Genomic DNA, 3,294 nt, shown 5'->3' with positions numbered 1-3,294 from the left:
TAACGGCTTGAAGCTTATAAGCCAGAGTATAACGATCGTAATTACGCTTTTTTGTTTGTCCCATACTGGACCTCTTTCGTGGATAAAAATACCGTCCACGAAAGTGGTTTCAGATCAGCAGCTTACCTTGTGCGCATTTTGCGCAAAAATGGGAGCGTAGCGACCAGCGCAAAAGGTGCACAAGGTAAGCTGTCCCGCGCAGGGCCGAAGGCCCGGAGCAAATTGCCCGGCCTTGTTAAAAGTTGCCAGCTAGATGCGAAACTGCCTGGTGCCAACACGCTTAAACCCTGAAAAATATATGGCAGCCCCAACAAAAAGCCAAGCCAACAACAGCACTGAAAGTGCAGGTAGCCATGAACTCACCGTTAATGAATAGAGAGCCACATATAAAAATACACTGCCTACGGCTGCTCCGATTAACATAGAAACACACCTGCCACCGGGCTTTAGCTGAGCGCCGCAAGAACTGCACACTACCGAGCCGCCTAGAAATGCAATTCGAGCTTTCACAGCTTTAGTTGCAACTCTAGTTTTACAATCGGGGCAATTCAGATACTTCATAGACTTTTAACGCCCACAGCAGGGGCGGGTTACCTTGTGCGCGTTTTGCGCGAAACTGGGAGCGTAGCGACCTGCGCAAAAGGTGCACAAGGTAAGACGTCCCGCGGAGGCCAGGCGGGCCGGAGCTTTACTGCCTGTGCTTGTTAGAATTACGATTCCAAATTCGGTTAATTGACACATTAGGACCGCTATCTTTCATCTGTAAGAGTAGCAGCGCAGTGCCGTCTTCAACGCTCCATGCGGCTACCCTCTCCCATTCATTATCAGCGTTAAATTCCTCTCTACCCGGAGCGCCGTAATACCCCGTAGCCAAAGTCTGCATAGTTTCGAGATAGACATCTTTGGCTTCAAGTTTACTCAGATTTTGAAATGATATGAATTGCACAAGAATACTATTGCCACTACATAGATACCTCACCTCGACAGGCCGACCAAAATGGACACCGTTAAAAACGTAATGACGCTCGCCTTTATCGAGCAATTCACTTCCTAAAGTATTTTCGATACTTTCCAGCTTCTCACATTGTTCGTGACCCGAAACGCCCCTTAATGACTGCGCAAGAGAGGTCGAACAATAAAAAGCTAAGAAAGCAAAAACACAAAACTTCTTCACGTATTCGGCACCACTTTCTCGGATTAATTCTAACGCCGCTAGCAGGGGCAGCCGGAGCGCAGCGTAGGCTGTCCAGCCCGGGGCCCCGCAGGGGCCTTGGGCGATCTTGCCTAGCCTGGTTATTGCGGCCGCACTCTGAACCAGCTACCAGCACTATGCCAGCCACGACTTGGCTGGCCACTGCCTAAAATTTACGAGGAAAGAATACCGCACTTTCCCCAACTATTTTCCATCTTACTGGCACCCCAAAAGATAACTCCGGACTGCCCTCTTCTACTGAAACAGACCGAACACTCTAGGAACGGATCTGATTGAATAGCAACCGACCAAAACGGCTCAATATTGGAAGCTATTTAGTGGCACTAAAATTTCAGCAACCACGAAAACAAAAAAATACCGACCGGCACCAATAACGCCGCGCACAGCGGCCGGAGGCGATTGGCGCCTGTTTTTGCGGAACGCAAAAAAGGTGATAATTGCCGGAGGTCCGTTGCTGCGCCTTGTTAAGCGCGTGTTTCGAACAGGCTTGCCGCATGTTTATTGGCCAATAATATAATGCTGGCAACAATGCCTGCAAATATTGCACTCTCCCTTAGCAATACTTGCTTAACATTAACCTCCAAAGTGAATACTGAATGAGCCCCATTACTCATAGCCTGAATTTCGTCAGGAGTTGGCTGCTTTAGACTAAGCGTCATAGCTATAACAAAGAATGTCATTGCTCCATGAACTAAAAGCACAGCAAATGAAACATAGCGCGCATTATTATTCCTACGATAAACAAAAAACGCTAATGAAAGGTACGCCGCTGTCCCTATATAGTTGTAACTCTCGAAACGAATTCCTTGATAGGTAGCCCAAGCTGAAAGCATGATAAGAAGAATCGTTGCTCCTTGGATCGATTTCTCACCGAAACTCATTTTTTGCACATTCTCCTGCGCTTAACGCCAAAGTTTGGGGCGGGCCACGGAGTGGCACGTCCCAGCCGAAGGCGACAACACCGCCTTGTTAGGCTTATTCACTTGGAACCTCGCTATAGCCATTATGTGTATTAGCCCGGTCTAAGTATTTTACTGACTTTGCACCATTAGCCTTTAGATAAGAGATAGATACTTTTACAAGCTCTTTTTTAAAATCGGCGTTCTCAAATAATCGCTCTTTCCCTCGTTCCTTTATGCGTATTAAGGAAGCTTCCTCTGGCGTATCTGCGTACTTCTTACCTGAAATAGACTCATCCCCCAACTCGAAAACAAAAGTTTCGTAGTCGTAGTAGAACTCATAAGCACCATTACTATCTGGGCCAGACGAATCGATACAACGAGTGACGGTTATTGAGACACCGTCAAATATTTCGTTTTCTGGCTCCTCGCACTCAAATTTCATTTCGGTACTAGACATAGTGGCTATTGATGCGCCTAACAAGAGAGCCAGAATGAAACATCGAATTTGATTCATGGAGAGCCTAACGCCGCCGGCAGGGGCAGCTTACCTTGAGCGCATTTTGCGCAAAAATGGGAGCGAAGCGACCTGCGCAAAAGGTGCACAAGGTAAGCTGTCCCGCGGAGGGCTGAAGGCCCGGAGCAAATTGCCCGGCCTTGTTATGCATGCTTGCACCTTGATGCTGTCAATTTCGCTAGTACCAAAGCAACAGCGATTGAACCGAAAGTTAACACGATACCCAAGGCGATTAATATACTCGGCACAGGTATACCAACGAAGATTCCATGGAGAACAAAAGATACTATTAATGTAACTATGGTTATAGACAGAGCATGAGTTATGGGCCTATGAATTTTTTGAATGAATAGTAAGTAGAATAAAATCGATTCTAAAACGAAAACCAAAATTTCCTGGCTGAAATGGAACCAATCTTGCGAAGCTACTGTTTCATCTCTTGCAAGTAAAATACCGAATACTATTCCAGTCATTAAATTCACTGAAAACAACAAGAAACTGAATATCGCTACAAGCTTCCAATTCACTCAGGTCCCTCCAAATGCATAACGCCCAGCGCAGGCGCAGCCAGCGCGGAGCGCATTTTGTGTTAATGTTTGAGCGCCAGCGAGTAACACAAAAGGTGCGTAGCGTTGGTTGTCGCTCTGCCGCTGCTTGTTAAGGCA

Annotated in this window: 3 protein-coding genes; all 3 read right to left on the bottom strand. The window is 46.8% G+C overall.

Going from position 1 to position 3,294, the window contains the following annotated elements; translation table 11 throughout:
- Nucleotides 1-688 precede the first annotated feature (688 nt).
- The 3 genes from KUV22_RS17165 to KUV22_RS17155 all read right to left on the bottom strand — a co-directional run bounded on the left by KUV22_RS17165 (nucleotide 689) and on the right by KUV22_RS17155 (nucleotide 2,572).
- On the bottom strand, nucleotides 689-1,174 hold the full coding sequence (locus tag KUV22_RS17165) for a hypothetical protein (RefSeq protein WP_222233005.1): 486 nt from the start codon (nucleotides 1,172-1,174) through the stop codon (nucleotides 689-691).
- A 503-nt stretch (nucleotides 1,175-1,677) separates the two neighbouring features.
- Entirely contained in the window at nucleotides 1,678-2,094 is a 417-nt protein-coding gene (locus KUV22_RS17160; protein ID WP_222233004.1) for a hypothetical protein, read from the bottom strand.
- A gap of 94 nt (nucleotides 2,095-2,188) precedes the next feature.
- Nucleotides 2,189-2,572: a hypothetical protein gene (locus KUV22_RS17155; protein ID WP_222233003.1), complete on the bottom strand. Its 384-nt coding sequence runs from the start codon at nucleotides 2,570-2,572 to the stop codon at nucleotides 2,189-2,191.
- Nucleotides 2,573-3,294: the final 722 nt, after the last annotated feature.

This window comes from Microbulbifer agarilyticus, from assembly GCF_019800665.1.
In the GTDB taxonomy this organism is placed as follows: Bacteria; Pseudomonadota; Gammaproteobacteria; order Pseudomonadales; family Cellvibrionaceae; genus Microbulbifer; species Microbulbifer agarilyticus_C.
Note: the sequence above shows the minus strand (reverse complement) of the source record. Positions and strands in the feature narration are given on the sequence as shown.

Excerpts from the sequence above, each read along its gene's own strand:
- KUV22_RS17160 (WP_222233004.1), bottom strand. The coding sequence starts at position 2,094 with ATGAGTTTCGGTGAGAAATCGATCCAAGGAGCAACGATTCTTCTTATC.
- KUV22_RS17155 (WP_222233003.1), bottom strand. The coding sequence starts at position 2,572 with ATGTCTAGTACCGAAATGAAATTTGAGTGCGAGGAGCCAGAAAACGAA.